This is a genomic window from Stenotrophomonas rhizophila (assembly GCF_007667275.1).
Taxonomy (GTDB): Bacteria; Pseudomonadota; Gammaproteobacteria; order Xanthomonadales; family Xanthomonadaceae; genus Stenotrophomonas; species Stenotrophomonas maltophilia_AE.
Genome location: NZ_VDQT01000002.1, coordinates 393,075 through 419,491 on the forward strand (window position 1 = coordinate 393,075; position 26,417 = coordinate 419,491).

The following is a 26,417-nucleotide window of genomic DNA, read 5'->3' on the forward strand; positions in this document are numbered from 1 at the left end:
CAGTAAGAAAATAAGGTTGGAACCGGTCAGTCCTGCTTCACGGCGGAGGCAAGACGCTTGGCTTCTGTTTGTAACTGCCGCATGTCGACCTCGGCCTCGCGCTCAGATGTAATTCTGTCCGCTACGCGGCGCTCCGCATCGAATGCTGCGTAGCGCTCCGCGATGATCAACTCCATCTGCTGATTCGAGATGCGGCCCGGACCGTTGAGCACAGCGCGTTCGTTGAAGTCGAGGAAACGGTCGGTCTGCGTGATCCAGTCGTCCATCCGCGTTTCGATGCGACGCTCGGCACGGTCTTCTGCGAAGTCGAGGAACATGGTGACCAGCCGGTTCAGCTGATCGAGTTCCCTCTGCGTCAGGTAGTTCTTTGACACGACCGCGTCGGACTTGCGGGGCTTGTCGCCCGACCAGTTCGTCAGGCCCATGTGAGCCACGTCGGGATCGGCACGCTCGACAATCAGCTGCGCAGCGGTGCGGCCGGTAATGGCGAAGACCAGCTTGTTCTGGATGGTGGCGAAGAACGTCTTGGCTGTTGCTGCCGTGCCGTCGTAATCGCTGCTGCTGGCTTTGAACAGATCACGCAGCGTCTGGTAGAACCGCTTCTCCGAACTTCGGATGTCGCGGATGCGGAGCAGCAGTTCCTTGAAGTAGTCCGCGCGCTCGGCGTCCTTGAGTCGTTCGTCGTTGAGCAGGAAGCCTTTGACCAGGTACTGCGACAGGCCCTCCGCTGCCCAACGGCGAAACTGCGCGCCTCGTGGTGATCGCACGCGGAACCCCACCGCCATGATGAGTTCTAGCCGATAGGTCTTCACGGTACGCCGCACCTCGCGGGTCCCTTCCTGTCGAACCTGTAAGTAATCCTTACACGTTGCCGACTCTTCAATCTCAGCGTCATCGTAGACTGACTGGATGTGCTGGGTGATGTTCTGGGGCGTGGTCTGGAACAAGGCCGCCATTTCTGCCTGCGTCAGCCAGACCGTCCCTTCCGCGGCGCGCAGATGAACCTCCGTCCGACCGTCATCGGTGCGGTACAGAATCAGCTCGCCATGGTTGTCGGTCATGCGATCACCCCCAGCTCCGGTCAGAACCTGTCAGCGGGCGCCGACGCCTGGTCGGCCCCCACCTTACGCCGAACAATCAATGCCGGAAGTGACGCACGCCGGTAAACACCATCGCCAGGCCGTGTTCGTCAGCCGCGGCGATCACCTCGGCGTCGCGCATCGAACCACCCGGCTGGATCACCGCCTTGATGCCGGCGGCGGCAGCGGCGTCGATGCCGTCGCGGAACGGGAAGAACGCGTCGGACGCCATCACCGAACCTTCGACCACCAGGTTCGCGTCGGCGGCCTTGATGCCGGCGATGCGGGCCGAATACACGCGGCTCATCTGGCCGGCGCCAACCCCGATGGTGCGGTTGTCCCTGGCGTAGACGATCGCGTTGGACTTCACGAACTTGGCCACGTTCCAGGCGAACAGCAGGTCGGTGAACTGCTTCTCGGTGGGGGCCAGCCTGCTGACCACCTTCAGTTCGTCGCGGCCCATGCCACGGTTGTCCGCGCTCTGCACCAGCAGGCCCGAACCGATGCGCTTGGTGTCGTAGTTGTTGCGACCGTCGCCGTGCGGAATGCGCAGCACCCGCACGTTGGCCTTCTTCTGCGCGTATTCCAGCGCGGCCGGCTCGTAATCCGGGGCGATCAGCACTTCGACGAACTGGCGGTCCAGGATCACCTTGGCGGTGGCGGCATCCAGCGGCTTGTTGAAGGCGATGATGCCGCCGAAGGCGCTGGTCGGGTCGGTGGCATAGGCCAGCTCATAGGCATCGCCGTTGCCGGCACCGACGGCCACGCCGCACGGGTTGGCATGTTTGACGATCACGCAGGCCGGCGCGTCGAACTGGCGCACGCATTCCCACGCCGCGTCGGCATCGGCCAGGTTGTTGTAGCTCAGTTCCTTACCCTGCAGCTGCTGGAACGTGGCCAGCGTGCCGGCCACGGGCGACAGGTCGCGGTAGAACGCGCCGGCCTGGTGCGGGTTCTCGCCGTAGCGCAGGTCCATCACCTTCACGAAGCTGGAATTCATCTGCGCCGGGAACTCGGTGCGCAGCGGCACGGCCGCATCGGTGGCGGTCACCGCCGACAGGTAGTTGCTGATCGCCGCGTCGTACTGTGCAACGCGGTTGAACGCCGCGACCGACAGCGCGAAGCGCTTGGCCGCCGAGAGCTTGCCATCGTTGGCATCCAGCTCGGCCAGCAGTTCCGCGTACTGCGACGGATCGGTGGCCACCGCGACGCGGGCGAAGTTCTTCGCCGCCGAACGCAGCATGGCCGGGCCGCCGATATCGATGTTTTCCACCGCATCGGCCAGCGTGCAGCCTGCATCGGCGGTGACGCGCTCGAACGGGTACAGGTTCAGCACCAGCAGGTCGATCGGGGCAATGCCGTGTTCGGCCATCACCGCCTCGTCCTGGCCGGCGCGACCGAGCAGGCCACCGTGCACCAGCGGGTGCAGGGTCTTGACCCGGCCATCCATCATTTCCGGGAAGCCGGTGACATCGGCCACGTCCTTGACCGGCAGGCCGGCGTCGCGGATCGCCTTGGCGGTACCGCCGGTGGACAGCAGCTCGACGTTGCGGGCAGCCAGGGCGCGGGCCAGGTCGAGCAGGCCGGTCTTGTCGGAAACGGAAAGCAGGGCCCGGCGCACGGGCAGCAGATCGGAACTCATGGGGGCAGGAGATCGAAGCGGAGCGGGCCCATATTGTAGGCCGTACCGACCGGCGGTCGGTACCTGCCGGGTAAAACGACCGCCTCACCGCCCGCTAGGTAGGTACCGACCGTTGGTCGGTACGCCCATCACGTAGTGATGCCGTATTCCTTCAGTTTCTTGCGCAGGGTGGCACGGTGGATGCCCAGCATCGACGCCGCACGGCTCTGGTTGCCTTCGCAGTGGTTGAGCACTTCCACGAACAGCGGGATTTCCATCTCGCGCAGGACGATCTCGTACACATCGTCCGCGTCGCAGCCGTCCAGGTCGCGCAGGTAGCGTCGTACCGACTGGGCCACGTGTTCGCGCAGCGGCGGCTTCGGCGCGCCACGACTATTGTCAGGACGAGAAAGGACTGCGTTCAAGAAGGATCCCGGTGCGAAGCCAGGGCGGACCACAACCCTGGCGGAAAATTTGGAGGGGGTCAGTCTAGCGCGTGCGCCGCCGCCCCGCCACGCTCGCGGGCAGGACGCCGGTTTACAGGAACTCGAAGGTGAATGCGACCGTCGATGCGGCCGGCTCGCGGACCCGGAAGGCGATCTGCGCGCTCTGGCCGGGCTCCAGCAGTGCAGCCGCGTCGGCGCCCACCTCCAGGTAGTCCTGCGGGGTGAAGACGCTGCTGCCGATGACCCGGCCATCGGCATCGGACAACGACAGCCGCAACGACGGCCAGGCTTGCGCCCAGCGCGCGTCGTTGCGGAAGCTGGCGTGCACCTGCAGCGCGCCGGGTTGCCCGACGACCGGTCGCACATCGCGGCTGATCATGCTGAACGCTGCAGGGTCCTGCCAGGCCGGCAGGCTGCAGCGCAGCACGCTGCACAGCCCGGCCACCCAGGGCCGGCTGCCGGCGTCGGCGGCCAGCCGCGCACGGTCGGCCACGGCGATCTGCAACGCCAGCAGCGCGACCAGCCCGGCCACCAGTCCCCACTGCCAGCGCGGCGTCGGCGCCGTGGGCGTCGGCGCGCGCATGAAGCTGGGCGCCACCGGGGCGAGCGCGGGTTCGGTGCCCTGCGCAGGCGCCTGGAACGCAGCATCGGCGTCGTGCGCGTCCGCAACCGGGGCGATGTCCTGGTCTGTCTGCTCGATGTCCTGCGCGATGACCTCGACATCCGCGTCGCGGTCATGGCCGCTGTCCACGGCGCCGTCGACCGCAGGCGATTCGGCTGCCTGCTCCGGCAGCGCAGCGTCTTCGGCCGGCGCAGGCGCAGGTTCGGACGCGGCACGCAGGAAAGTGGCCAGCGGGCGGCGCGGTGGCGGGGTGGGCTCGGTCATCGGGTCAGCGCCGGGCGAAGGTGCCTCATTCAAGCACGACGGACGCCGGTGATGCGCATCCAGTCGCCGTCCTGGGCCACTTGCAGCTGCTCGAACGACGGCGCGTAACGCACCAGCAGTTCGTCTTCCTGTCCGTGCAGGATGCCCGACAACGCGATACGCCCGCCCGGCGCCACGCGCGCGGCCAGCACATCGGCGAGCGCGTCGAGTGCGGAGGCCAGGATGTTGGCCACCACCACCGGATAGGTGGCCTGCGGTTCGTCGCCCGGCAGGTAGACCTGCACGCGGTCCTGCAGGCCATTGCGTTCGGCGTTGTCGCCGGTGGCGATCACGGCCTGCGGGTCGTTGTCCACGCCCACGGCGCGTGCGGCGCCCAGCTTCAGCGCGGCCAGCGCCAGGATGCCCGAGCCGCAGCCGAAATCCAGTACGGTCTGTCCGGCCAGCATGCCGTCGCCAGCCAGACCGTCCAGCCAGCGCAGGCACAGCGCGGTGGTGGGGTGGGTGCCCGAGCCGAACGCAAGGCCCGGATCCAGCCGCACCACGGCGGCGTCGGCGGCCTGCGCCGCCTCCGGCAGTTCATGGTTCCACGGCACGATCCAGGTGCGCTGGCCGAAGGCCATCGGCTGGAACTGGTCCAGCCACGCGCGTTCCCAGTCTTCGTCCTGCACCGCGCGGAAGCTGGCCGTGTTCCAGTCCAACTCCGGGTCGAATGCCTCCAGCGCGGCCAGCAGCGCCAGCGCGTTGGCGTCTGCGGGGAACAGTGCGGTCAGCACCAGGTCGTTCCACAGCGGGGTTTCGCCCACGCCCGGTTCCAGGATCGCGCGCTCGTTGCTGGTGTCGGCATCGGCATCGAGCAGGGTCACCGCCAGCGCGCCGACGTCGTCCAGCGCGTTTTCATAGCGGGGCTGGGTGGCTTCGGTGCAGTGGAGGGTGAGTTCCAGGAACGGCATGGGGCGACTACCTGCGGAAAACCGTGAATGCTAGACCATTGCGCCGGAGGCTGGCAGATTCCGTCTCAATCCCGGCTGCGAACGCTTCGGAACAGCCGATTCAGACACCGGCAGTCGTGATTGCTAAACTTCGCCTCCAGCGGACCTCCTTCCGCGCCCTGGCGATCCTGAATGGCCTTCGTGCCCACCCTCAAAACCTGGCTGCTGGTGGTACCCGCCCTGGCATTGCTGGGTGTGGTGGGCTACCGCGCGGGCGACCGCGCGCTGCACGCCGAGTCGACGGCGGCCACGGGCGGGGACGTGCCTACGGTGACCGGGTCGAACATGCCGCTGCAGGCGCGGCAGCTGGCACGCCAACTGCTGGCCACTGAGCGCAGCGCCGCCGTGCCTTCGGGACTGCCGTTGGACCTGCGCGCCGATATCGAAGGCGACACCGACCTGTTCGCGTATGCGCAGCGCCTGCGCCTGCAGGCGGCCAACGGCAACGCCGAGGCGGGCTGGATGGTCAGCCGCGTGTACGACTACTGCGCGATCTATGCGATGGATCCGGGCGGTTACCAGCTCGACAACGCGCTGCTGACCGGCATGGGCATGAGTGCCTCGGCGCCGATGGTGCAGGCCCGCGAACGGGTGTCACGGCGCTGCGCCGGTTTCGTGGCCAGCGATGGGCTCGGCCGCAGCCTGATCCTGACACAGCGCGTGCTGGCGGCGCGGGCCGGCAACCTGGCCGCCGAAGCGGCCCTGTTCGCCGAGGGCCAGCCGCTGAAAGACAGTGCCGACTATCGCCGCGACCTGGTCGAGCGGGTGATGGAGTCGCGCGACCCGGAAGCCTACATGGCCATTTCCACCGCCATGGGCCAGCGTGCCAGCGGCGACGCCGCGCTGCAGGGCCTGGTGGCGGGCGACCAGTTCAGTGAACTGGCCTGGCGCCTGGCGGCCTGTGAGCTGGGCATGGCCTGCGGGCCGGACAGTGTGTTGATGAACAATTTCTGTGCGAACGGAGGGATCTGTTCGCAGGACGGTGGGCAGGACTTCTCCACATTCGTGTATGACGCTGCGGTATCGCGGCAAGGTGCGGGAAAAATGAAGACGTTGGTTGAACTGTTGATCAAGGGGGCCCGCGCATGAATTACCGTCGATTCCTGCATGGCGCCAAGTTCTGGTTCTGGGTGGCGCTGTTCGTGGCCTATTCGGCTGGTGCGGTGGGCCTGGTCATGATCGATACCTACGACGACCGCTACCGGCAGTTGTCGAAGGTGACGCTCACCTCGGTGAAGGCGCAGGAAGACGTGCGCCGCGCCGGAGCCAGCCAGGTCGCTGCGGTGTACCGCGCGCAGAGTGGGATGCCGTTCGCGTCGTTGCCCGCCGGCAGCACCTTCCAGGTGGTCTGGCCCGATGGCTCGACCGAAACCATGGTGATCGTCGATCCGACCTCGTCGCTGGGCGTTGCGCCGGTGAAGGACACCCAGATCACGGCGGCCGACGCCAGCCGTTGATGCGTGCAGCCCGGCGCGCAACCGCCGGGCTCACTGCATCGGGTGATACGCCCGTGCTGACCCTGGTCACGCCAAGCGGGCAATAGCGACATTTGCATCTGTCTGGACTATCGTCGCGTCCGTTGCGGTAGGCAGTTTCGTTTGGACAGGGGTGCTGGGCTTCGGTTTCATCGGGCACGCCTTTTCCTGCGAGTTGCCCATGCCCACCTCCGCCGCCGACCACCGGCATGCCGCCGGCCGTTTCCACGCCCGTAGTCCCGTCACCGCCATTCCCGTGCGGCCTCTGGACACCACCACCATCCGGCGGGTTGAAACCCCGGCCCAGGCGCTGGCAGCGGTGCTGTCGATCTCCAATGCAGCGGGTTTGCAGCCAACCACGGCGCGGCCACCGGCAACGCGCGCCGTGTCTTCCCTTCCTGCGAACTGCATTCCGGTCCCTGTTTCGCAGGGCATCCCCGGCGTGCTGCACGGCGTTGCGGGGCTGCTGCGCAGCCCGGTGACCGAGCTGTTCACGGACGCCCGCAATGCCTGGGAGCGCCACCAGGGCGTGCGCTGCGCGCCTCCGCTGGGCGCCGGCATGCGCATGCTGCTGCAGGTTGGCGACGCGGTGAGCACGCTTGCCGAGGCGGCTGCGGTGGGATCGCGTGGCGTGTTTGCCATGCAGGAAGTCGCCAGCGTGCTGGACCTGGGGGCGGACGCGATGGAACACCGCCCCTTGGATCCCGACACTGTCATGCAGGCCGTGTTCGGCCAGGCGGGACTGCGCCTGGAAGCGCCCGGCACGGGGACGGGCGCCCGCAACGAGCACATCGACATGTCCGCCGGCGCGCCACACCCGGCCATTGCCCAGGCCACGGCGGAACTGCGTGGGGGCAGGGTGCAGGTGCGCTTCGAAGACGCCGACCACGCGCTGTCGATCAGCGACGGCCGGTTCCAGGTGCGCACCGACGCAGGCGACGTGCCGGTGCGGTGGGACACCGTGATCGGGCGATGGGCGCGCCTGGCCGGCGAGGCGACACCCCGCACCTCCCGCGCCCGCGCCGACAGCTCGATCCGGCTGTTCGACCACCTGGCCGAGCAGGTGCACCTGCAGACGCCGCTGGATGCCGTTCGGCTGCGGCTGGATCTGCTGGGGCCCGACGGCATCCTCTACTACGACGATCCCGCCACCGGCGCGGCGGGCAATGCCGTATGCGTGGACGGGCAGTACTACCCCGCCACCCTGGAACCCGGGCGGGATCCCGGGCTCGGGTTGCGGATCGGCACGCTCGCGCTGGAACAGCGCGATGGCATCTACCAGCTGCGCGGGCAGGAGGAAGCGGGCGCCGAGCCTGTCGGCGCCACGCGTTGCCGGCGCTCACCCGGAAACGCGTGCGTGCCGGGCCAGCCGCAGTTTTCGGTGGGACTGTCGCGCATCCTCCGCCAGCACCATGCGCGGGCCCTGACCGCGGACCAGGCGCGCAGCCGCGGCATCGTCGCCGATCCGGCACGCCCGGGTTGGCACCTCAGCCGGAACGGGGGGCGCCTGCGCCACTACGTGCAGTTCAGCGGACGCTATTTCCGGGTGCGCATGCGCCAACTGGACGCGTTCACGCAGCGCCTGTCGGTGTACCTGCCACGCGCGTCGGGCGCGGGCCGCCTGAGTCAGTGGGGGCGGCTGGCCCATCGCATCGCCGACATCCGCCAGTCGCTGCCGGCACACGAGCACCGCTTCATGACCCAGGCCGAATTCAACGTCGAGTACCGCGGCATGCCGAGCCTGGAGGCGGCACAGGTGTATGAGAGTGCCATCCAGCACAACGGTGGGCTGCGCCTGAGCCAGTTGCAGCGGGCCGCGATCCGCACCTACCTGCTTCGGCGGCGTTCGGTGGACGAGTTCCTGCAGTCCGGCGGCGTGCTGCCTCCGGTGTTCACCGATGCACCCCGGATGGTGGCGCGGATCAACCGGGGCCTGGCCCGCATCCCGTCGCATGCCGGTCGTGTCTACACGGCGCTGGCCGTAGACGCACGCCAACAGGCCGCGCTGGAGGTGGGGCAGACGCTGTACAGCGACAGTTTCCTGGTGGCCAGCGGCGATCGCGGGCGTGCGGTCGGGGCAGTGGCCAGGGCGGGCGATGGGCCGCAGGGTGCGTCCACGCTGCTCACCCTGGACATGCGGCACCACGCCCATCCCACCGGCCTGATTTCGCTGCAGGACGAAGCGCAGGTACTGATCGGCAACAACGTCCTGTTCAAGGTCATCGCCACTTCGCCGGGCGAGCTGCACCTGGAGGAACTGAACCCCACGCGGCAGGCCATGGGACCGTTGGGCGCGCAGTCGCTGCGCTCGGTCCCGCTGCGGGGTGTCTGACAGCAGAAAGGCGGGCAGTGCCCGCCTTTCCGTTCACGCTTCCACTGCGCCGATCAGGTCAATGCGATCGACTTGTTCTTGCGCTCGGCGAGGCGCTTTTCCAGGTAGTGGATGTTCTGCCCACCGGCCTGGAAGCCCTTGTCGCGCATGATGCGCTGCTGCAGCGCGACGTTGGTCTTGATGCCGTCCACTACCATTTCGCTCAGCGCTACGCGCATGCGCGCGATGGCGGTGTCGCGGTCCGGGCCGTGCACGATCAGCTTGCCGATCATCGAGTCGTAGTTCGACGGCACGCGGTAGCCACTGTAGATGTGCGTGTCCACGCGTACACCCGGGCCACCCGGGGGATGGAACGCGGTGATCTGCCCAGGACTCGGCACGAAGGTCTCCGCGTCTTCAGCGTTGATGCGGCATTCGATCGCGTGGCCGGTAAGCACCACATCGCTCTGCTTGATGCTCAGCTTGTGGCCGGCTGCGATCCGCAGCTGCTCCACCACCAGGTCGATGCCCGTCACCATTTCGGTGACCGGATGTTCCACCTGGATGCGGGTGTTCATTTCAATGAAGTAGAAACGGCCATCTTCGTACAGGAACTCGAAGGTACCCGCACCGCGATAGCCGATGCGCACGCAGGCTTCGGTGCATACCTTGCCGATCTCTTCGCGCTGCTCGGCGCTGATGCCCGGTGCCGGCGCTTCTTCCACCACCTTCTGGTGGCGGCGCTGCATCGAGCAGTCGCGTTCACCCAGGTGGATGGCGTTGCCCTGGCCGTCGGCGAGCACCTGGATTTCCACGTGGCGCGGATTCTCCAGGAACTTCTCCATGTACACCTCACCATTGCCGAACGCGGCCTTGGCCTCGCTCTTGGTGGTGTCGATGGAGTTCTTGAGCGAGGCTTCGGCATGCACCACGCGCATGCCACGGCCACCGCCGCCGCCTGCCGCCTTGATGATGACCGGGTAGCCGATCTCGCGGGCGATCTTGGTGTTGGCCACGATGTCGTCGCCCAGCGGGCCGCCCGAGCCGGGCACGCACGGCACGCCGGCAGCCTTCATGGCGCGGATCGCTTCCACCTTGTCGCCCATCATGCGGATGGTGTCGGCCTTCGGACCGATGAAGATGAAGCCGGACTCCTCCACGCGTTCGGCGAAGTCGGCGTTCTCGGACAGGAAGCCATAGCCCGGGTGGATGGCCTGGGCGTCGGTGACTTCGGCCGCGGCGATCAGCGCCGGAATGTTGAGGTAGCTTTCCGGCGACGGACCCGGGCCGATGCAGACCGACTCGTCGGCCATCGCCACGTGCTTGAGGTTGCGGTCGACCGTGGAATGCACGGCCACCGTGCGGATGCCCAGGGTGTGGCACGCGCGCAGAATGCGCAGCGCGATCTCCCCTCGGTTGGCAATTACGACTTTGTCGAGCATGGACGGATCCTTAGCCGATCACGAACAGCGGCTGGTCGAATTCGACCGGCTGGCCGTTTTCACCCAGGATGGCCACGATGGTGCCGGAAGCATCGGCTTCGATCGGGTTGAACATCTTCATCGCTTCGATGATCGCCAGCGTTTCACCGGCCTTGACCTGCTGGCCGATGCTGACGAAGGCCGGCTTGTCCGGCGCGGACGAGGTGTAGAAGGTGCCGACCATCGGCGAACGCAGCACGTGGCCGTCCGGCAGCGCCGGACCCGATTTGGCGGTGCCGCCGGTGGAGGCTTCGGTCGGCGACTGCATCGGCATCGTCGGCGCGGCGGCCTGGGCCGGTGCCGGTGCCATCATCATCTGCGGCTGGGCCTGGACCATGCCGTAGCCGGAGACCGGGGCGCGCGACAGGCGTACGGATTCCTCGCCTTCCTTGATTTCGATTTCGGCGAGGTTCGACTCTTCCAGCAGGTCGATCAGTTTCTTGATTTTGCGGAGATCCATAGGGGCCTCTTTTTTGATGTCAGTGTGGTGGGAAGCGCGTTGCGCTCGGGTCAAGGGAGTTCAGTGCGAAGCCAGGCGGACCAGCGCCGCGTCCATCGCGTAGCGGTAGCTGTCGGCGCCAAAGCCGCAGATCACGCCGACCGCCTTGTCGCTGAAGTAGCTGTGCTGGCGGAACGGCTCGCGGGCGTGCGGATTGGACAGATGGATTTCGATGAACGGCACATCCACCGCCGCCAGCGCATCGCGCAGGGCGACCGAGGTGTGGGTGAACGCAGCCGGATTGATCAGGATGAAGGTGGTACCGTCGGTGCGGGCGGCCTGCACCCGGTCCACCAGTACGTGTTCGGCGTTGGACTGCAGGCTTTCCACCGCGTGCCCGGCGGCCTGCGCCTGGGCCAGCAGCGCCTGGTCGATCTGCGCCAGCGTGGTGTGGCCATAGACCCCGGGCTCGCGCGTACCGAGCAGGTTGAGGTTGGGGCCATGCAGGACCAGCAGTTTCGCCATGGGTGCCACGCAACAGGAAAGGGCGGAGTCTGGCGGAACCGGTGGATCGTGTCCAGTTCGGCGAAGTTACGCGTGTTTCAAGCGGTCGTTTGAATCTCTGGCGGATCGCTTGGGGCGCGGGCGATGTCGCATCTCGACCGCCCAGATGCCGCCCCAGCGTTCCGTTCATGGCACTGGTCTTCCGGGAGACAGATATTACCTTTAGTAGGTAACGTCACTCCGGGATCATTCCCCATGCACAGCCTGATCGTAGTTGCCCACCCCGAACCCGGTTCGCTCACCCATGCGGTGGCGAGCCGGGTCGGCGATGCCATCCTTGCCGCCAGCAGCAGTAACACAGTGGAGATCGCCGACCTGGCTGCGGAGGGCTTCGATCCCCGCTTCAACCAGGCTGACAACGCGCTGTTCCGCCAAACCGGCGCACTGCCGGAGGATGTGGCCGCCGAACACGCCCGCATTGATGGTGCGGACACACTGGTGCTGGTCTATCCACTGTACTGGTGGTCATTCCCGGCGCTGCTCAAAGGCTGGATCGATCGGGTCTTCACCCAGGGCTGGGCCTATGCCGAGAGCCCTGAGGGCAAGGTGCTCAAGAAGCTGCAGCGCCTGCAGGTGCATCTGGTGGGACTGGGCGGCGCGGACGCGGCCATGATCGAGCGGCGTGGCTACGGCACCGCGATGAAGACGCAGATCGACATGGGCATCTTTGATTACTGCGGCGCACGCGTGCAGTCGTCCACGCTGCTGCTGGAATCAGACAGCGGTTGCGCCGAAGCGCACCTGCGCACCGCGGCGGACATCGGCCGTACCATTGGCGCGTCTGCTGCTGCCTGACCGACCCTTCCGATGCCCGCACGCCCCGAACCGCCCCGTCGCCGCATGCCGCGCGAACAACGCGCGCGCCAGTTGCTGGATGTGGCGTGGGCGCTGGTGGGCGAAGAGGGAACCGATGCGCTGTCGCTCGGGCGCCTGGCCGAAGCTGCCGGTGTCACCAAGCCGGTGGCCTACGATCACTTCGTGACCCGCAACGGGCTGCTGGCCGCGCTCTACCAGGACTACGACCAGCGCCAGACGGCGGTGTTCGAGGCCCGCATCGGCGAGGCCAAGGCGCACTTGAAGGATCGCGCCCATGCCATTGCCGGTGGCTACATCGACTGCGTCCTGTCGCAGGGCAGCGAGATCCAGGGGATCCTCGCTGCCCTGGCGGGCTCACCCGAGTTGATCGAGGTAAAGCGGCGATACCAGCAGGAGTTCATCGCCAGGTGCGCGGACTGGCTGGGTGGGTTTGCCACCGGTACTGAAGTGCCGGACGCGGGCTACTGGGCGATCCTGGGCGCGGCGGAGTCGCTCTCGGAAGCGGTCGCCGCCGGACTGGTGGAGCACGCGGTGGCGGAGGCTGAGCTGGTGCGGCTGATCGTGTCGACCATCAAACGAAGCCGATAGAGCCAGCAATCTGTCGCCGTCCAGGCATTTCATGCCGGCCTGTGCCCGCATGACCTGAGCCTGCGTACCCACCTGCTGGACGGCACCTGCGCGTAGAGGCGGCCGCCGGGCACCGACAGGGCCACGTCGGTTCCCCGCGTCGGCCGGGACAGTACGCACAGGGTGCCTCCGATGCGCGCGGCACGCTCGTGCATGCCCTGCAGGCCCCAGTGCCCTTCCCGCGCGGCACCTTCGGCCATGCCGCGACCGTTGTCGCGCACGTGCAGGCGGAAGCGGCGGCCGAAGTTCAGCTCGACCTCGATGTCGGTCGCGTCCGAATGCGCCAGGGCGTTCCGGATCGCCTCGCGTCCGATGAGGAAGATCTCCTCAGCGGTGGTGTGCCTGAGTTCGGGCGCCTCGCCTTTGACCGCCATCCGCAGACGCATGCCCGCAGGGTTCGCTTCTTCGTCGTAGACAGCGGTCAGCGCTGCGGCGAGGTCGCCGCCGTTGCCGGCGTCGCCGCGCAGCGAGGACACGCGCTCGCGCCCTTCCCGGAGGCTGTCCTCGGCCGCCTGCATGGCCGACTCCAGGCGCGCCTGCGCTTCGCCAGGCAGCGTTGGCATGGCGCTGATCGCGTGCAGGCGCAGCAACAGGCCCTGGCCACCCTGCAGCAGGGTGTCGTGCAGGTCGCGGGCAATGCGTTCCCGTTCCTCGAGTCGCTCTTCGTACCGCGCCTTGACCAGGGCGGTGATGTGCCGGCCGCGCACACGCGCCGCCGCAGCAACCAGGACCACCAGCAGGATCACCAGCAGGCCCCGGAACCAGAACGTCTGCGTCAGCGACGGCTCGATGCGGAAGGCGCGCGTGGTCGGGGTGGTTCCCCATACGCCGTCCTCGTTGGCGGCCACGACCTCGAACGTGTAACTGCCCGGGCCAAGGTTGGTGTAGTAAGCCGTGGTGGTGCTGCCCGCATCGCGCCAGCCGGGATCCACCCCCGAAAGCCGGTACCGGTAGCGGTTGCGTTCCGGGCGGGCCAGCGATTGCGCGACGAAGTCGATCTGCAGCTGGGTGATACCCGCCGGGATCACGGTGTCGTCGCGTAGCGGCAGGCTCCCGTCGCCGAAGTGCACATCGCCGATACGCGCGCTGGGCGCGGTGCGGGTGCGGTGGGGGCGGGTGGTGTCCAGCCACGCCAGGCCCTGGTTGGTTGCCAGCCACAGCAGTCCATCCGTCGAGAGCTGCGCGGTGGGAATCGGACCACTCTGCAGCGCAATGCCGGGCATGCCGTCGACGTCGTCGAACAGCCGCGGCGAGACCGCGTTGCCGGTGCGCGCGCTGGCGATCGCATCGGCCAGGTCCAGGCGCACCAGACCGCGCCCGCCGTTCAACCAGAGCTGCTGGTCCGGATCGATGACGATCCCGGTAATACCTTCCAGCACGCCGGGGATGTCGGCAGTTACCGCGCGGAACGGCCCACCGTTGCTGCTGACGCTGAAGCCTGTTTCACCGGCAACGAGCAGCAGGTTCCGACGGGAAAGCACGGCGGTGACCGGTCCTGTGTCCAGGCCCCGGGTGGCGCCGATGCGGTGCACCCCGGTGCCGTCGCGCAGCACCAGTTCGCCACTGGCATAGCCGAACAGCAGGCCCTGCGCGCCGTCGGGTGCGATGACGGTGCAGCCGGGCAGGGTGATCCGCGCGTCTTCCGTCCAGCTACCGCGCAGGTAATGCAGGACGCGGTTCTCGCCGACACACGCCCAGGCCTCGTCGGCCGCCGGGAAGTGCAGTGCCTGGGGTTGCAGTCCGCGTGCGGTGCCGGGGAACTGCACCACTTCCAGCGCCGCGCCCCTGCGCCGGGCCAGGCTGGTCCACTCGAACTGCCACAGCGGGCGGGTGTCCAGCAGTGCCGCGCGCTGCAACCCGGCCCGATCCAGGCCAAGACCGCGGCGGTCGAGATCATACGGCAGCATGTCTTCGCCATAGCCGAAGAGCGCGCCGTCCGCATTCCTGGCCAGGATCCGGTAAGGATCGTTGGGTCCCTCGGTGAGGGTGCGCACGCTCTGCGCCCGGAAACGGTTGAGGCCGAGGTTGGTACCGAGCCACAGGTTGCCTTCGCGATCCTCGAAGACCGGCACGGCCGAGGTGGAGGTCAGGCCCTGCGGGACATCGAAGCGCTCCATGCGCACCGCGCGTTTGCCGTCGAACAGCACCCGCAGGATGCCGCCCACGCCGCGCATGGGCGCCCACATAGCGCCGTCCGAGGTGAAATGCAGGCGGCTGGCCAGCACGTCCGGAAGCAGGCGGGCCTGGCGTTCGGCGGCCGGGAGTAGGCCGTTGGCATCGGCGATGGGCACGGCTCCCCGACGGCGGTCGGCCAGCCAGATCTCGCCCACCGGGCTTTCGGCCAGCGTCGCCATCAACGACACCTCGATGCCGGTGGGGATGAACGCAGCGCCGCCCTTGGGAAGGAACCAGACTTTCTGTCCGACCAGCGCCCAGAAGCGGCCGCGCGAATCGTTGAGCAGCCAGTGCGCGTGGCGCTCGGGAAGTCCCATGGATGCAGGCGGTTTCTCCCAGCGCGTGCCAGTGAAGCGGCGCAGGCCCTGGTCCACGGCTGCCCAGAGCACGCCGCTGCTGTCGTACGCGAACGCAGACACCACGCCCGGCGGCACCCCGTCCTTGCGCTGGTAGGAGCGCAGGGTGCCGTCGCTGCCGAGATGGCCGATGCCGGCGTGGTAATACCCCAGCCACAGGCCACCGCGCCGGTCGCCCAGCAGGGTCACCAGGTTCAGCGAGGGCTGCGCGCCGCCGCCGCTCGCCTGCTGGCGCACGAACCGATGCCCATCGAAGCTGTACAGCCCGGACCCTGTCGCCAGCCACAGCGTGCCGGTGGGATCCTGCTGGATGTCCCAGATATCCCCCGGGGCGCCCTGGCCGGCCCGCCACGCGGTGTGGTGATAGCCGGTGAACCCGGTGGCGGGCGGCGGATGCTGTTGCGCGAGACCCGGCGTAGCGAGGGTGGAAAGAACAACCAGCAGCAGCGCACGCATGGCGTGGCCGCGGAACGAAGACAGCAGGGGCATGCGGTGGACTACGGGGCCGGGGCAGGGCCCGCTGCGGAGAGGACCGCAGCGGGGCGCGCCGGAGCTTATCACCCGGCGCTGGGCGGCACCGGCGTGTTGAGCAGCTGCTGCTCCCACAGGTAGGCGATGCCGCTGCCGGCGGCATGCTGCTTGAACACCTCGGTCACTTCCGCCACGTGGTCCAGCCGCGCCCAGTCGCGCTGCCATTCGCCGGCCAGGGCCATCCAGGTCATCACGTTGGCGCCGGCGGCGATCATGCGCTGGATGGCAACCTGGTGCGCTTCCACCGACACCGCGCCGCAGGCGTCGGTAATGACGGTGACGTCCCAGCCTTCGCCGAGCGCCTGGATGACCGGCATCGCCACGCAGATCTCCGTCCACAGACCGGCGATGATCAGCTGCGTGCGGCCGGTGGCCTTCACCGCATCCACCACTGCCGGGTCCTGCCAGGTATTGATCAGGGTGCGGTCGATGACCTGCTGGTCCGGGAACACGTCGGTGATGTGCGGGAAGATCAGCCCGCCGCGCTCGGCGATGACGCTGGTCAGGATGGTGGGAACGCCGTAAGCCTTTGCGGTCTTGGCCAGGGCCGTGGCGCTGTTCACCACCGCATGCGGGTCGTGGCTGTTGAGGTTGGCCAGCTGGTAGGGCTGGTGGTCGATGAGCACGAGGACGGAATCTTCGGGGCGAAGCAGCGAGTCGAGGCCGTTGCGGAAGGTCATGGATGCATCCTGTGTGGGAATGGAGTGGAGCGAGAGCAGACCTTGTCACTGCCGTCCGCGCGGCGGTAGCAGCGCGCCGTGCCAAGCTGTGTCGCAGAAACAGGAACGCTGAATGGGCTTTCGCTGTGTCAGGCTGTTGTGCCAATCAGGGAGGCAGGGTGGACATCGAAGATCTGCGCACGTTCGTCGAAGTGGCCGACGCCGGCGGGGTATCGCCGGCGGCGCGCCGGTTGGGCGTGGCCAAGTCCATCGTCAGCCGGCGCCTCGCGCGGCTCGAGGCGGAGCTGGGCGTGCAGCTGCTGGCGCGCACCACCCGCGGGGCGGCACTCACCGACGCGGGGGCGACGTTCCGTGAGCACGCCGCGCGCGCCTGTGCGGAAATGGACACGGCCCGCGAAGCCATCCTGCCCGACGGCGATCTGCGCGGCCGACTGCGCATTGCCGCACCGCTGACCTTCGGCCCCACCCACTTCGCGCCGGTGTTCGCCGAGTTGGCGCGGCGCCATCCACAGCTCCACGTCCATGCTGCCTACAGCGATCGTTTTGTCGACATGGTCGCCGAAGGATTCGACTGCGCGGTGCGCGTGGGGTACCTGCAGGACTCCAACCTGGTCGCGCGTTGCGTGGGTCCGCTATACGGCAGGCTCGTGGCAAGCCCGCGCTATGTGGAGGTGCACGGATCACCGGACGCACCCGCGGAGCTGACTGCCCACGAAGCGCTGATGCAGGGCACCGAACCATGGCAGTTCCTGGATGGCGGGCGGGTGGTCACGGTGCACCCCCGCGGGCGCTTCAAGGCCGACAACGGCACCGCGCTGCTTGCGGCCGCGCTCTCGGGCCTGGGCATCGCGTGGTTGCCCGATGGCATCACCCAGCCGCACCTGGATTCCGGTGCGCTGGTTGCAGTCATGCCGCGCTTCCCACCCCCGCCGGCCGGGATCTACGTCATCCGGCCGCCGGGCCAGCACCCGTCGCTCAAGGTACGGGCGCTCACAGAGCTGCTGCTGGAGTGCTTCGATGTGGCGCACGCGCCGCAACTAACGCGATCTAACAGCCGATAACTGGACCGGTCCGTCCGCGCGGTCCAGGCTGGGTGCATGTCCCATCGCCCCCCTCCCGCAGGCGTGTCCTACGCAGACCGACCCAGCAACGACGAGCTGGTCGCGCTGATGGCCAGCATCAGCCGTCGCGACAAGGGCGCGCTGGACCGCCTCCATGCCTTGGTGACGCCGCTGGTGCGCGCGTTCCACGAAGGCCAGGTGCAGGGCGGGCGCGGAGACCCGTGCGAGCTCGAGGCGCGGGTCAGCGCAACCCTGTGGAAGATCTATCGCGAACGCCACAGCTTCGGCCACCAGCAACCGTTCCGGGCGTGGTTGTTGCAGGTGGCACGCGATGATCAACCTTGAGAAGGTGCTGCACACCGGCGCGTCGCGCGTTGCCGGTGGCCGCGATGGCTACGCCAGCAGCCCGGATGGCCGGCTGGACATCCGGCTGACACCGCCGGGTGCCCCGGGCGCCGGCACCAACCCGGAGCAGCTGCTGGCCGCCGGCTGGTCGGCGTGCTTCCTGGGCGCGCTGCGGCACGCGTGCAACGCACGCCGGCTGGCCTGCCCGGCGACTGCCGCGGTATGCACCGAGGTGGACCTGGTCCACGCCGAGCGCGGCTTCTTCCTGCGCGCGCGGCTGCTGGTGAGCCTGCCCGGGGTGGAGCCCGAGCTGGCCGGCGCGTTGATCGATGCCGCGCGCGAAGCGTGTCCCTACAGCAAGGCGATGCGCGGCACCGTCCGCGTCGACTTCCTGCTGGACTGATGCCACGCCGGCAGGCCGATCCCCTATGATGCGGCCAGACGCTGGAGAGAGCCCGACTCGTGCAGCCTGCCATCGACGATCCGCACGCGCTGCTGGCGACCGAGATCCGCTTCGGTCCCTTTCGCGTGTTTCCGGGTCGGCGCCTGCTGGAACGGCAGGGCACGCCCGTTGCCATTGGTGGTCGCGCACTGGACCTGCTGGTCGCCCTGCTGTCGCGGCCGGGGCAGATCCTGTCCAAGCGCGAGCTGCTGCAGCGGGTGTGGCCGGACACGATCGTCGAGGAAGGCAGCCTGCGCTTCCACATGACCCACCTGCGACGCATCCTGGGCGACGACGGCGCCACGGGCGGGCGCTACATCGCCACGCAGGTGGGGGTCGGCTACGCTTTCGTGGCGCCGGTCGCGCGGGTGCAGGCGGGAGTTGGAGACGCAGATCCCGGCGCAGGCGACCCGGGACCACCGCCCCCCGTGCGCAGCGCGTTGGCGGCGCTGCCCACGCGCCCTGCGTTGATCGGTCGCAACGCCGACGTGCAGGCGGTGCTCGGCAGCCTGCAGGAACCTCGCCTGGTCACCATCGTGGGGAGTGGCGGGGTCGGCAAGACCAGCCTGGCGGTCGATGTTGGACACGCGGCGGCCTACGACGTGGTGCGCTTCGTCGACCTGGCGCAGATCGAGGACGCCACGCTGGTGGCCTCGGCGCTGGCAGCGGCCTGGGGCGTGCCGGTGCAGGCCGACGACCCGGTATTCGTGCTGCTGGCCCATCTGCAGGATGCACGCGCGTTGCTGATCATCGACAACTGCGAGCACCTGGTGGAAGCGGTCTGCGCCATCGTCGAGCGCCTGCGCGAGGCGGCGCCGGGCGTGTGCGTGCTGGCGACCAGCCGCGAGCCGCTGCGCGCGCGGGGCGAACAGCTGTACTGGCTGGGGCCGTTGGAATGTCCGCCCGCGGATGCCCAGCTGTCCGCACCTGCGCTGATGGCGTACCCGGCCGTCAAGCTGTTCGTCGAACGCGCTTCGCTGGACGATCGCCAGGCCCCGCTGGAGGCGGAACAGCTGCGCATGATCGCCGACATCTGCCTGCGTCTGGATGGCATGGCGCTGCCGATCGAACTGGCGGCGGTGCGGGCGGCCACGCATGGCATCCAGGCAACCCACGGGCTGTTGGGCGAACGCTTCGCGCTGGCCTGGTCCGGTCGACGCACGGCACTGCCGCGGCAGCAGACGCTTCGCGCGACCCTGGACTGGAGCTATGGCCTGCTCTCCGGCACGGAAAAGCTGCTGTTCGACCGGCTGGCGATCTTCCTTGGCAGGTTTTCGCTGCACGCGGCCAGCGAGGTGGCGAGCGACGCGCGGATGGATGCGGTGACCGTGGCCGCCACCCTGGACGAGCTGGTGGCCAAAGGGCTGGTCACGGTGGAGCAGAGGTCCGATCTGGCCTCCTTCCGCCTGCTGGAAATGACTCGTGCCTATGCCAGAGAAAGGCTGGCGGCGCACGGTGACGACGAAGGCCGCCGACTGGCGTTCCGCCATGCGGGGTACTACCTCGAGCTGCTCGGAAAGCTCGGTCGCTCCCCCGACGCGGTCTATGCCAGCACCTCGCGTTTCGCGTGCCAGCTGGCCAACCTGCGAAGCGCGCTGGAGTGGAGCTTCGGCCCAGACGGCGACCCTGGCGTGGCGCTGCCACTGGCGGCGGCGAGCGTGCCGGTGTTCCTGCATTCCTCGCTGCTCAACGAATGCCGGGTGTGGTGCAGCCGCGCCGTCGAGCTGCTGGAGCTGGGCTACTTCGGCACCCGCACCGAAATGGAGCTGCAGGCCGCGCTGGGACTGGTCCTGATGTTCACCCAGGGCAACAGCGGCGCCGCGGGCAAGGCGCTGCGTCGCGCCATGGTCCTGGCCGAAGACTTGGGCGACCACAACGCGCAGCTGACCCTGCTCGGCCGCCTGCAGATCTACTACGAACGCATCGGGGACTTCGCGGCGTCGCTGGCCTGGGCAGAGCGTGCCGCTGCCGTGGGCGAGGCCATCGGCGAGGCCGAAGCAGTAGCCGTGGCATCGTCGCTGGCGGGCGTGTCGCACCATCTGCTGGGCGAACTGCCGCTGGCGCGGCAGGAGCTGGAGCACGCATTGCGCAACAGCGGTCCTTCGCGGCGCAGCCAGACCCTGCACTACGGCTTCGACCACCGCAATCGCACCGGCCTGGCACTTGCCCGCACGCTGTGGTTGCAGGGCTACCCCGACCAGGCCCGGCAGTGGGCCCTGCGTGTAGAGGCCGAGGCCGAGGCGCTGGATCATCCGGTCACGCATTGCATCGCGCTGGTATGGACGCTCTGCATCCACATCTGGAATGGTGAGCTGGAACGGGCCGGCAGCAGCCTGGCGGCGTTCACGCGCATCGCCGAAGCCAACCTGCTCGCGCCCTACATGGCAGCGGTGCCCGGCCTGCGCGCGGCGATCGCGATACGCGCGGGCGAGCCGGAACCGGCGATCGAATGGCTGCAGTCGAGCCTGGACCAGCTGCATGGCATGCGCTACGAACTGTTGACCACCTCGTTCGAAATCGCGTTGGCGGAGGGCCTGATACTGGCCGGTCGCCTCGGCCAGGCGCAGTCCCTGCTGGCCACCACCCTTGCCCATTGCCAGCACAGTGGCGACGCCTTCGCCCTGCCGGAACTGCTGCGTCTGCAGGCCGGCGTGCACCGCCTGCAGGGCGACGCCGCGCAGGCCACGCGGCTGCTCGATGAAGCATTGGCGTTGAGCCGCCGCCATGGAGCGCGGGCCTGGGAACTGCGCATCGTCTTGGACCAGTCCGAACTGGCGGCCCAGCAGGGTGACACTGCGGGGGCGGCAGCGATGCTCGCCGCATGCAGCGCCTGGGTGGGCGAAGGCTTCGGTACGCAGGACGTGCACCAGTGGGTGCGTGCGCGCCACGCCAGCGAGCCCGACGCTTGCTGAGCCGGCTCAGGCCGGCTCGACGGTCCCCAGGCCAATCACGGCCGCCTGCTTCACCAGCTCCGGCAGCGAGCGCGCGCCCATCTTGCGCATCGCCTTGCCGCGGTGCGCCTTGACCGTGACTTCGCTGATCCCCAGCTCCGCCGCGACCTGCTTGTTCATGTGTCCGCGCACCACCAGCCGCACCACCTCCTGCTCGCGTGGCGTCAGGGATGCGTACGCGTCCAGCAGCGCCTGCACCGGCGCCCGTCCCTGCAACGCGGCGCGGCTTGCCGCAAGCGCTTCGGCGATGGCGTCCAGCAGTACGGCGTCATCGAATGGCTTGGTCAGGAACTCCACCGCGCCGGCGCGCATGGCACGCACGGTCAATGGGATGTCGCCATAGCCGGTAATGAAGATGATCGGCAGCTCCGGGCGAAGGGCGCCCATCGACTGCTGCAGGTCCAGTCCATTCAGATCGGGAAGGTGCACATCCAGCACCAGGCACGCAGGTGCCTGCGGCAATGGCTCGGCGAGAAACGCGGTGGCCGAGCTGAACAGCACCGGCTGCCATCCGGCATGCGCGATCAGAAGCTCCAGCGACTCGCGCACCGAGACGTCGTCGTCGACCACGAATACAAGGGCGGGGGTATCTGGCATGGCAGTCTCCGGAGGTTCACACCAGCGGCAGCGCGGCGTTGAGCGCCCGCAGCAGCTCCGCTTCGCTGAACGGTTTGGCAAGGCAGTCCACCGCCCCCTGCGCGAGCAGGCGGGGGCGCTCGCTGGCCGAGCCATGCGCGGTGATGAAGATCAGCGGCATCGTGAAGTGGCGTCGGCGAAGCTCCTGCATCAGCTCGGGCCCGCTCATGCCCGGCATGGCGATGTCGAGGATGAGGCAGCGGGTCCTGTCGAGCTCAGCCGAGGCCAGGAAGTCGGCGGCCGAGGAGAAGGCGGCCACGGCAAAGCCGAATTCACGCAGCAGGTCGGGCAGCGATTCACGCACCGATTCATCGTCATCCACCACCGCTACCAGCAGCGACGCGGTCATGGGCGCGTCTCCCCGCGCGGCAGGGTGAACGAGAACATCGCGCCGCCGCCCTCGGCGGCCTGTACCCACAGCGCGCCGCCATGGCTGTCTATGATCGAACGGCTCACCGAGAGACCGATGCCCATGCCGCTGTGCTTGGTGGTATGGAAGGCCTGGAAAATCCGCTCCGCATCCTGCGGCTCCACCCCGGGCCCGGAATCGGCCACGGACAGCAGGACCCCGCCGGATGCGTCGGCGGCCGTGGCCAGGCGCAGCCGCTTCGGGCGCTCGCCCAGGCCGGACATGGCCTCGGTGGCGTTGAGCAGCAGGTTGAGGATGACCTGCTGCACCTGCACGCGGTCGGCCCATACCGGGGGCAGCGGCTGCGCAAGCGCGAGCTGCACCGCCACGCCGGCACGGTCCAGTTCGGCCGACAGCAGCGCCACCACTTCGCGCGCTGCCTGATTGATGTCCAGCGGCTCGGCGGCGGCGTCGGTCTTGGCAAACAGGGCGCGCAGGCGTTTGACCACGTCCGATGCGCGGTTGCCATCGCGCAGGGTGCGACGCACGGTTTCGCGTGCGCCGTCCAGGTTCGGCGGCTCTGCGTTCAACATGCGCATGCACGTGTTGGCGTTGGTGATGATCCCGGCCAGCGGCTGGTTGACCTCGTGCGCGATGGAGGCGGTCAACGTCCCCAGGCTGGCCACGCGGGCGACGTGGGCCAGCTCCGAGCGGACCCGGGCCAGTGACAGCTCGGCCTGCTTGCGGTCTTCGATATCGGTGTTCTGTCCGTACCAGCGCAGGACCTGGCCGTCGTCGTCCAGCAGCGGCACGGCACGGATCAGGAACCAGCGGTAGCGGTCATCGGCGCCGCGCAGCCGGGCCTCGAAGCTGCCCGGCTGGCCCGATGCCAGCAGGGCATGCCAGTAGGCACCCAGCGGCGCGGTGTCGGCCGGATGGATGCGTGATGTCCAGCCGCTGCCAAGCGCCTCTTCCAGCTGCATGCCGGTGTAGTCGAACCAGCGCTGGTTGAGGAACTCCACGCTGCCATCGGGCGCGGCCTGCCAGACGAAACCCGGCACCGTATCGATCAGTGCGCGCAGGCGCTGCTTCGACGCGGCCAGCTCGGCCAGGGTCTGCGCCAGCATCGCCTCACCCTGCTTGCGGTCGTCGATGTCCACGTCCAGGAAGCACCAGCGCTGGATGCGGCCTGCAGCGTCCCTGACCGGTTGGCCGCGTACGTGGAACCAGCGGTATACCCCGTCCGCGCGCCGTACCCGGTACTCCATCTCGAAGTTGTCGCCGGTCGCCACGCAGTGCGTCCATGCGGCGATGGCCCGGGGCAGCTCATCCGGATGGATCAACTGCGCGGTTTTCCATCCGCGCTGCTCGTCCAGGCTGGCGCCACGGAACGCGACCGCCTGCTGGTTGGCATATTCCACCTGGCCGTCGGGCGTCATCAGCAGCACCGACGCCGGCATGGCATCGGCCAACGCGCGGAAATTCGCGATCGTGGGGTCTGTCGAACCGCCGCTGGGCGCTGTCTCCACCATGGGTTCTCTCGACGATCATCATCGGTAAAGGGTGCGCCCCGGTGTGGCGTGTGCCCACTATACCTTGGTGTCGGCCCGCAGCCGCGGGCGCTGCCGCAGCCCGCCCTCATACGTAGGTATCGACCGATACCTTCGTTCAAGTGTGCGCCGGGCCGGGCCCTGTTGATATGCGCTCACTGCGACGCTTCCGTCGCGCGGAGCCCCGCCATGCCTTCCACCGTCCCCTGTACACGCCGCACTACCGCCTGCCTGCGCTTCGTCGTTGCACTGGGCGTAGCGGTCGCCTGTCCGTTGGCCGCCGCGCACGCCGCACCGGCGGCGGCCGCGCCGGAGTCGCCGACGTCTGCCGACACCCGCGTCCGCCCCTATCGGGTGCACGTGCCCGAGCGCGAGCTGGTCGAGCTGCGCCGACGCATCGCGCAGACCCGCTGGCCCGACCGGGAAACCGTGGCCGATACCTCCCAGGGCGTGCAGCTGGCGACCTTGCAGGACCTGCTCGGCTACTGGGGAAGCGGCTACGACTGGCGCAAGGTGGAGAAGCGCCTCAACGCCCTGCCGCAGTTCGTCACCACCATCGACGGCGTGGACATCCAGTTCATCCATGTGCGCTCGCGCGAGCCCAATGCCATGCCGCTGGTGCTCACCCACGGCTGGCCCGGCTCGCCGCTGGAGTTCATCAATGCGATAGGGCCGCTGACCGACCCGGTGGCCTTCGGCGGACGGGCTGAAGATGCATTCGATGTGGTGATCCCGGCCATTCCCGGTTACGGGTTCTCCGGCAAGCCCACCGGTACCGGTTGGAATCCCGACCGGGTGGCCCACGCCTGGGACGTCCTGATGAAGCGGCTGGGCTACAGCCACTACGTATCCCAGGGCGGCGACCACGGCTCGGTCATCTCCGATGCGCTGGCGCGGCAGGCACCGAAGGGCCTGCTTGGAATCCACCTCAACATGCCGGCCACGATCCCGGCCGAGCTGGTGGAGGGCATCAACGCCGGCCACCCGGCGCCGACGTCACTGGGCGCCAGCGAGCGCGTGGCCTACGAGCAGCTCAGTACCTTCTTCGGTCGAAATGCCGCCTACGGCGCAATGATGGTGACCCGTCCGCAGACGGTGGGGTACGCACTGACCGACTCGCCGGCCGGCATGGCTGCATGGCTGTACGAAAAGATCGCCGCGTGGACCGACAGCAATGGCCATCCCGAAGCCGTGCTGGGCCGCGATGCGATCCTCGACGACCTGACCCTGTACTGGGTGACCCGCACCGGTGCCTCCTCCTCGCGGTTCTACTGGGAAAACAACAACAACAATTTCAGCGCTGCTGCGCAGCAGACGGCCAGCATCCGCGTTCCTGTCGCGGTGACGGTGTTCCCCGGCGAAATCTACCGTGCGCCGGAAAGCTGGACGCGGCAGGCGTATCCCTCGTTGTACTACTTCCACCAAGCGGGCAAAGGCGGTCACTTCGCCGCGTGGGAACAGCCGCAGCTGTTCGCCGAAGAACTGCGCAGCGCATTCCGCCCGCTGCGCGATACCCAGCCGTAATCCCTGCACGGCCTTCCCCCTGGAGACGATGATGAAGACCATTACGACGTTCCCTGTAGAAACGGGCCGCCCGCGCGCTGGCGTGTTGGCGACTTCCCTGCTGGCCTGCCTGTTCCTGGGCGTCGCCGGTGGCGTGGCCGCCCGCCCCGCCACCGCGACTGCGGCGCCTGCGGCCTCGGCCAGTACGTTGGGCACGCTGAAGCACGTGCGCGCCGGCGTACTCGACGTTGCCTATGCAGAGCTTGGGCCTGCCAAAGGGCCGGTGGTGATCCTGCTGCACGGCTGGCCTTACGACATCCACAGCTATGATGCGGTTGCGCCGCTGCTGGCCGCCAAGGGCTACCGCGTACTGGTCCCGTATGCGCGCGGTTACGGCGACACCCGCTTCCTGTCCAGTGACACGCCGCGCAACGCCGAGCCTGCCGCGCTGGCGCAGGACGTGATCGATTTCATGGACGCGCTGGGTATCCGGCAGGCGGGTCTTGCCGGTTTCGACTGGGGCGCGCGTTCGGCCAACATCGTCGCCGCACTGTGGCCCGAGCGCGTGCGTTCGCTGGTGTCGGTAAGCGGCTACCTGATCAGCAGCCAGGCGGCGGGCAGCGCGCCGCTGCCACCCAAGGCCGAACTACAGTGGTGGTACCAGTTCTACTTCGCCACCGACCGTGGCCGCGACGGCTATGACAAGAACCGGCACGACTTCGCGCGCCTGATCTGGCAGCTGGCCTCGCCGCAATGGAAGTTCGACGACGCCACGTTCGCACGCAGCGCCGCCGCGCTGGACAACCCCGACCAGGTCGCGATCGCCATCCACAACTACCGGTGGCGGCTGGGACTGGCCGAGGGCGAAGCGAAGTACGCGCCGCTGGAGCAGCGCCTGGCCGCGTTGCCGAGCATCAGCGTCCCGACCATCACCATGGAAGGCGATGCCAACGGCGCTCCGCACCCGACCGCCGAAAGCTATGCCAAGCGCTTCACCGGCAAATATGCGTATCGCCTGGTCAGTGGCGGCATCGGCCACAACCTGCCGCAGGAAAGTCCGCAGGCGTTCGCGCAGGCGGTGATCGATGTCGACCATCTGTAGGC

The 26,417-nt window shown here is 68.4% G+C and carries 24 protein-coding genes; 11 read left to right on the forward strand and 13 right to left on the reverse strand.

Annotated features, from left to right (window positions below):
• Positions 1 to 26: 26 nt before the first annotated feature.
• The 5 genes from rhuM to prmA all read right to left on the reverse strand — a co-directional run bounded on the left by rhuM (position 27) and on the right by prmA (position 4,982).
• A complete protein-coding gene (rhuM, locus tag FSZ13_RS07800; RefSeq protein WP_145478977.1) occupies positions 27 to 1,061 on the reverse strand; it encodes a RhuM family protein in 1,035 nt (344 codons plus the stop codon).
• A 76-nt stretch (positions 1,062 to 1,137) separates the two neighbouring features.
• Positions 1,138 to 2,721, reverse strand: coding sequence for a bifunctional phosphoribosylaminoimidazolecarboxamide formyltransferase/IMP cyclohydrolase (gene purH, locus FSZ13_RS07805; RefSeq protein WP_145478978.1), 1,584 nt, complete (start codon positions 2,719 to 2,721; stop codon positions 1,138 to 1,140).
• A 128-nt stretch (positions 2,722 to 2,849) separates the two neighbouring features.
• Positions 2,850 to 3,125: a DNA-binding transcriptional regulator Fis gene (fis, locus tag FSZ13_RS07810; protein WP_026069829.1), complete on the reverse strand. Its 276-nt coding sequence runs from the start codon at positions 3,123 to 3,125 to the stop codon at positions 2,850 to 2,852.
• Between the two features lie 112 nt (positions 3,126 to 3,237).
• The gene (locus tag FSZ13_RS07815) at positions 3,238 to 4,032 is read right to left on the reverse strand and encodes a DUF3426 domain-containing protein (RefSeq protein ID WP_145478979.1); all 795 of its coding nucleotides are present in this window, start codon (positions 4,030 to 4,032) and stop codon (positions 3,238 to 3,240) included.
• A 29-nt stretch (positions 4,033 to 4,061) separates the two neighbouring features.
• The gene (prmA, locus tag FSZ13_RS07820) at positions 4,062 to 4,982 is read right to left on the reverse strand and encodes a 50S ribosomal protein L11 methyltransferase (protein WP_145478980.1); all 921 of its coding nucleotides are present in this window, start codon (positions 4,980 to 4,982) and stop codon (positions 4,062 to 4,064) included.
• A gap of 171 nt (positions 4,983 to 5,153) precedes the next feature.
• Between prmA and FSZ13_RS07825 the strand changes: the two genes are divergently transcribed.
• The 3 genes from FSZ13_RS07825 (at position 5,154) to FSZ13_RS07835 (ending at position 8,828) form a co-directional block, all read left to right on the forward strand.
• A complete protein-coding gene (locus FSZ13_RS07825; protein ID WP_145478981.1) occupies positions 5,154 to 6,110 on the forward strand; it encodes a hypothetical protein in 957 nt (318 codons plus the stop codon).
• Positions 6,107 to 6,478: a hypothetical protein gene (locus FSZ13_RS07830; protein WP_145478982.1), complete on the forward strand. Its 372-nt coding sequence runs from the start codon at positions 6,107 to 6,109 to the stop codon at positions 6,476 to 6,478. Before FSZ13_RS07825 ends, FSZ13_RS07830 begins: the two co-directional genes overlap by 4 nt.
• A 199-nt stretch (positions 6,479 to 6,677) precedes the next feature.
• Positions 6,678 to 8,828: a hypothetical protein gene (locus tag FSZ13_RS07835; protein WP_145478983.1), complete on the forward strand. Its 2,151-nt coding sequence runs from the start codon at positions 6,678 to 6,680 to the stop codon at positions 8,826 to 8,828.
• 53 nt (positions 8,829 to 8,881) lie between these two features.
• On the opposite strand, the gene accC is transcribed toward FSZ13_RS07835, so the two are convergent.
• The 3 genes from accC to aroQ are packed head-to-tail and all read right to left on the reverse strand — an operon-like array spanning position 8,882 to position 11,252.
• Positions 8,882 to 10,249 (reverse strand): acetyl-CoA carboxylase biotin carboxylase subunit, encoded by a 1,368-nt coding sequence (accC, locus tag FSZ13_RS07840; protein ID WP_145478984.1) that lies wholly within the window; start codon positions 10,247 to 10,249, stop codon positions 8,882 to 8,884.
• A 10-nt stretch (positions 10,250 to 10,259) separates the two neighbouring features.
• Positions 10,260 to 10,748, reverse strand: a complete 489-nt coding sequence (accB, locus tag FSZ13_RS07845; RefSeq protein WP_145478985.1) for an acetyl-CoA carboxylase biotin carboxyl carrier protein — start codon at positions 10,746 to 10,748, stop codon at positions 10,260 to 10,262.
• A 60-nt stretch (positions 10,749 to 10,808) separates the two neighbouring features.
• Positions 10,809 to 11,252, reverse strand: a complete 444-nt coding sequence (gene aroQ / locus FSZ13_RS07850) for a type II 3-dehydroquinate dehydratase (protein WP_145478986.1) — start codon at positions 11,250 to 11,252, stop codon at positions 10,809 to 10,811.
• A gap of 234 nt (positions 11,253 to 11,486) precedes the next feature.
• On the opposite strand from aroQ, the gene FSZ13_RS07855 reads away from it, so the two are divergent.
• A complete protein-coding gene (locus tag FSZ13_RS07855) occupies positions 11,487 to 12,086 on the forward strand; it encodes an NAD(P)H-dependent oxidoreductase (protein WP_145478987.1) in 600 nt (199 codons plus the stop codon).
• A 12-nt stretch (positions 12,087 to 12,098) separates the two neighbouring features.
• Complete coding sequence (locus FSZ13_RS07860; RefSeq protein WP_145478988.1) at positions 12,099 to 12,695, forward strand: TetR/AcrR family transcriptional regulator; 597 nt, start codon at positions 12,099 to 12,101, stop codon at positions 12,693 to 12,695.
• A 29-nt stretch (positions 12,696 to 12,724) separates the two neighbouring features.
• Here the strand turns inward: FSZ13_RS07860 and FSZ13_RS07865 are convergent, their stop codons facing one another.
• Both FSZ13_RS07865 and FSZ13_RS07870 read right to left on the reverse strand, forming a co-directional pair.
• Positions 12,725 to 15,754: a sensor histidine kinase gene (locus tag FSZ13_RS07865; protein WP_145478989.1), complete on the reverse strand. Its 3,030-nt coding sequence runs from the start codon at positions 15,752 to 15,754 to the stop codon at positions 12,725 to 12,727.
• Between the two features lie 68 nt (positions 15,755 to 15,822).
• Entirely contained in the window at positions 15,823 to 16,476 is a 654-nt protein-coding gene (locus FSZ13_RS07870) for an isochorismatase family protein (RefSeq protein WP_145478990.1), read from the reverse strand.
• Between the two features lie 158 nt (positions 16,477 to 16,634).
• Between FSZ13_RS07870 and FSZ13_RS07875 the strand changes: the two genes are divergently transcribed.
• Genes FSZ13_RS07875 through FSZ13_RS07890 form a run of 4 tightly spaced genes read left to right on the forward strand, consistent with a single transcriptional unit; the run spans position 16,635 to position 21,236 of the window.
• Positions 16,635 to 17,537: a LysR family transcriptional regulator gene (locus FSZ13_RS07875; RefSeq protein ID WP_145478991.1), complete on the forward strand. Its 903-nt coding sequence runs from the start codon at positions 16,635 to 16,637 to the stop codon at positions 17,535 to 17,537.
• 36 nt (positions 17,538 to 17,573) lie between these two features.
• Positions 17,574 to 17,882, forward strand: coding sequence for a hypothetical protein (locus FSZ13_RS07880; protein ID WP_145478992.1), 309 nt, complete (start codon positions 17,574 to 17,576; stop codon positions 17,880 to 17,882).
• Entirely contained in the window at positions 17,869 to 18,285 is a 417-nt protein-coding gene (locus tag FSZ13_RS07885; RefSeq protein WP_145478993.1) for an Ohr family peroxiredoxin, read from the forward strand. The genes FSZ13_RS07880 and FSZ13_RS07885 overlap by 14 nt, the downstream gene beginning before the upstream one ends.
• A gap of 59 nt (positions 18,286 to 18,344) precedes the next feature.
• Positions 18,345 to 21,236, forward strand: a complete 2,892-nt coding sequence (locus FSZ13_RS07890; RefSeq protein ID WP_145478994.1) for an ATP-binding protein — start codon at positions 18,345 to 18,347, stop codon at positions 21,234 to 21,236.
• Between the two features lie 6 nt (positions 21,237 to 21,242).
• Here the strand turns inward: FSZ13_RS07890 and FSZ13_RS07895 are convergent, their stop codons facing one another.
• From FSZ13_RS07895 to FSZ13_RS07905, 3 genes are read right to left on the reverse strand one after another with little or no spacing between them, the layout of a single operon-like run.
• Entirely contained in the window at positions 21,243 to 21,872 is a 630-nt protein-coding gene (locus FSZ13_RS07895; protein WP_145478995.1) for a response regulator transcription factor, read from the reverse strand.
• A gap of 16 nt (positions 21,873 to 21,888) precedes the next feature.
• Positions 21,889 to 22,260, reverse strand: a complete 372-nt coding sequence (locus FSZ13_RS07900; RefSeq protein WP_145478996.1) for a response regulator — start codon at positions 22,258 to 22,260, stop codon at positions 21,889 to 21,891.
• On the reverse strand, positions 22,257 to 23,792 hold the full coding sequence (locus FSZ13_RS07905; protein WP_145478997.1) for a PAS domain-containing sensor histidine kinase: 1,536 nt from the start codon (positions 23,790 to 23,792) through the stop codon (positions 22,257 to 22,259). The genes FSZ13_RS07900 and FSZ13_RS07905 overlap by 4 nt, the downstream gene beginning before the upstream one ends.
• A 207-nt stretch (positions 23,793 to 23,999) precedes the next feature.
• Between FSZ13_RS07905 and FSZ13_RS07910 the strand changes: the two genes are divergently transcribed.
• Complete coding sequence (locus FSZ13_RS07910) at positions 24,000 to 25,334, forward strand: epoxide hydrolase family protein (protein WP_145478998.1); 1,335 nt, start codon at positions 24,000 to 24,002, stop codon at positions 25,332 to 25,334.
• Positions 25,335 to 25,365: 31 nt separating this feature from the next.
• Entirely contained in the window at positions 25,366 to 26,415 is a 1,050-nt protein-coding gene (locus tag FSZ13_RS07915) for an alpha/beta fold hydrolase (RefSeq protein WP_222116605.1), read from the forward strand.
• The last annotated feature ends 2 nt before the right edge of the window (positions 26,416 to 26,417 follow it).

Bases quoted from the DNA above. Each gene is read 5' to 3' on its own strand.
- rhuM (WP_145478977.1), bottom strand. From the start codon at position 1,061: ATGACCGACAACCATGGCGAGCTGATTCTGTACCGCACCGATGACGGT.
- purH (WP_145478978.1), bottom strand. From the start codon at position 2,721: ATGAGTTCCGATCTGCTGCCCGTGCGCCGGGCCCTGCTTTCCGTTTCC.
- FSZ13_RS07815 (WP_145478979.1), bottom strand. From the start codon at position 4,032: ATGACCGAGCCCACCCCGCCACCGCGCCGCCCGCTGGCCACTTTCCTG.
- prmA (WP_145478980.1), bottom strand. From the start codon at position 4,982: ATGCCGTTCCTGGAACTCACCCTCCACTGCACCGAAGCCACCCAGCCC.
- FSZ13_RS07825 (WP_145478981.1), top strand. From the start codon at position 5,154: ATGGCCTTCGTGCCCACCCTCAAAACCTGGCTGCTGGTGGTACCCGCC.
- FSZ13_RS07830 (WP_145478982.1), top strand. From the start codon at position 6,107: ATGAATTACCGTCGATTCCTGCATGGCGCCAAGTTCTGGTTCTGGGTG.
- FSZ13_RS07835 (WP_145478983.1), top strand. From the start codon at position 6,678: ATGCCCACCTCCGCCGCCGACCACCGGCATGCCGCCGGCCGTTTCCAC.
- accC (WP_145478984.1), bottom strand. From the start codon at position 10,249: ATGCTCGACAAAGTCGTAATTGCCAACCGAGGGGAGATCGCGCTGCGC.
- accB (WP_145478985.1), bottom strand. From the start codon at position 10,748: ATGGATCTCCGCAAAATCAAGAAACTGATCGACCTGCTGGAAGAGTCG.
- aroQ (WP_145478986.1), bottom strand. From the start codon at position 11,252: ATGGCGAAACTGCTGGTCCTGCATGGCCCCAACCTCAACCTGCTCGGT.
- FSZ13_RS07855 (WP_145478987.1), top strand. From the start codon at position 11,487: ATGCACAGCCTGATCGTAGTTGCCCACCCCGAACCCGGTTCGCTCACC.
- FSZ13_RS07860 (WP_145478988.1), top strand. From the start codon at position 12,099: ATGCCCGCACGCCCCGAACCGCCCCGTCGCCGCATGCCGCGCGAACAA.
- FSZ13_RS07865 (WP_145478989.1), bottom strand. From the start codon at position 15,754: ATGCCCCTGCTGTCTTCGTTCCGCGGCCACGCCATGCGTGCGCTGCTG.
- FSZ13_RS07870 (WP_145478990.1), bottom strand. From the start codon at position 16,476: ATGACCTTCCGCAACGGCCTCGACTCGCTGCTTCGCCCCGAAGATTCC.
- FSZ13_RS07880 (WP_145478992.1), top strand. From the start codon at position 17,574: ATGTCCCATCGCCCCCCTCCCGCAGGCGTGTCCTACGCAGACCGACCC.
- FSZ13_RS07885 (WP_145478993.1), top strand. From the start codon at position 17,869: ATGATCAACCTTGAGAAGGTGCTGCACACCGGCGCGTCGCGCGTTGCC.
- FSZ13_RS07895 (WP_145478995.1), bottom strand. From the start codon at position 21,872: ATGCCAGATACCCCCGCCCTTGTATTCGTGGTCGACGACGACGTCTCG.
- FSZ13_RS07900 (WP_145478996.1), bottom strand. From the start codon at position 22,260: ATGACCGCGTCGCTGCTGGTAGCGGTGGTGGATGACGATGAATCGGTG.
- FSZ13_RS07905 (WP_145478997.1), bottom strand. From the start codon at position 23,792: ATGGTGGAGACAGCGCCCAGCGGCGGTTCGACAGACCCCACGATCGCG.
- FSZ13_RS07910 (WP_145478998.1), top strand. From the start codon at position 24,000: ATGCCTTCCACCGTCCCCTGTACACGCCGCACTACCGCCTGCCTGCGC.
- FSZ13_RS07915 (WP_222116605.1), top strand. From the start codon at position 25,366: ATGAAGACCATTACGACGTTCCCTGTAGAAACGGGCCGCCCGCGCGCT.